Source organism: Streptomyces sp. W16, assembly GCF_033194735.1.
Lineage (GTDB): Bacteria > Actinomycetota > Actinomycetes > Streptomycetales > Streptomycetaceae > Streptomyces.
On the sequence record NZ_JAWOAI010001006.1, the window covers coordinates 1 to 1,692 of the forward strand.

The window sequence follows — 1,692 nt, forward strand, 5'->3', positions numbered from 1 at the left end:
GCCTCAAGGGCTGCGAGACCGACCCCGACACCGGCCTCCTCCCGCTCCTCAGGACCCAACTGCGCCACACCTGGGAGGCGATCCTGCTGGAGCGGGTGACGGAGCTGCGGGACGGGGGCGGGGAGGCCGAGCTGTAGGGGGTCGAGCCGAGGGGCGTAAACGCTTGCGCAAGCGTTTACGTAGGCGTATGCGCAAGCGTTTACGCCTGGAGCAGCACCACGCACGACTCCCCGGACAGCCGGAGCAACCCCTCGGCCCCGGGCGCCTCCACCGGCTCCCAGGCGGCCAGGACCTCCGCCGGGCGGGTGCCCAGGGGGATCGCGGCCGGTTCCTTGCCGAGGTTCACGGCGACACGCACGTCGCCGCGTCGGAGGGCGAGCCAGCGGGCGTCCTCGTCGTAGGCCACCTTGGTGTCGGTGAGGTCGGGGTCGGTGAGGTCGGGTTGCTCGTGCCGGAGGGCGATGAGCCGCCGGTACCAGGCCAGCACGCGCGCGTGGGGCTCGCGCTGCGGTTCCGTCCAGTCGAGGCAGGAGCGGTCGCGGGTCGCCGAGTCCTGCGGGTCGGGCACGTCCTCCTCGGCCCAGCCGTGTGCCGCGAACTCCCGCCGCCTGCCCCGCCGTACGGCGTCCGCGAGGTCCGGGTCGGTGTGGTCGGTGAAGAACTGCCAGGGGGTGCCCGCAGCCCATTCCTCGCCCATGAACAGCATCGGTGTGAAGGGACCGGTGAGCGTCAGTGCCGCCGCGCAGGCCAGCAGGCCGGGGGAGAGGGACGCCGAAAGGCGGTCCCCCTGGGCGCGGTTGCCGATCTGGTCGTGGGTCTGGCTGTAGCCGAGCAGCCGGTGGGCGGCCACGCGCGTGCGGTCCAGGGGGCGGCCGTGGTGCCGGTTCCGGAAGCTCGAATAGGTGCCGTCGTGGAAGTAGCCGCCCGTCAGCGTCTTGGCGACCGCCGCGAGCGGAGCCCGCGCGAAGTCCGCGTAGTAGCCCTGTGATTCACCCGTCAGGGCGGTGTGCAGGGAGTGGTGGAAGTCGTCGTTCCACTGCGCGTGCAGCCCGAGACCGCCCTCCGCGCGGGGGGTGACCACGCGCGGGTCGTTCAGATCGGACTCGGCGACCAGGAAGAGCGGCCGGCCCGTCTCGGCGGCCAACGTGTCGACGGCTGCGGACAGTTCCTCCAGGAAGTGGCACGCGCGCGTGTCCTGCAGCGCGTGCACCGCGTCCAGCCGCAGCCCGTCGATCCGGTAGTCGCGCAGCCACGCCAGCGCGCTGCCCAGGAGGAAGGCACGCACCTCGTCCGAGCCGGGCGCGTCCAGGTTCACGGCACTGCCCCAGGGAGTCTGGTGCGTGTCCGTGAAGTAGGGGCCGAACGCGGGCAGGTAATTCCCGGACGGGCCGAGGTGGTTGTGCACCACGTCGAGCACGACGCCCAGACCGAGTTCGTGAGCCCGGTCGACGAACCGCTTCAATCCCTCGGGGCCGCCGTAGGGCTCGTGCACGGCCCACAGCGAGACGCCCTCGTAACCCCAGCCGTGCCGGCCGGGGAACGGACACAGGGGCATCAACTCGACGTGGGTGACGCCCAGTTCGGCGAGGTGGCCGAGCCGGTCGGCCGCCGCGTCCAGGGTGCCTTCGGGCGTGTACGTGCCGACGTGCAGCTCGTAGAGCACCGCGCCCGGCAGCGGGCGCCCCGGCCACG

At 72.6% G+C, this 1,692-nt stretch carries 1 protein-coding gene; it reads right to left on the bottom strand.

Translation table 11 applies throughout. The features are described 5' to 3' along the window. Positions 1-199: 199 nt before the first annotated feature. The coding region (treZ, locus tag R6V09_RS52470) for a malto-oligosyltrehalose trehalohydrolase (RefSeq protein WP_317888455.1) at positions 200-1,692 on the bottom strand (1,493 nt) is incomplete at its 5' end.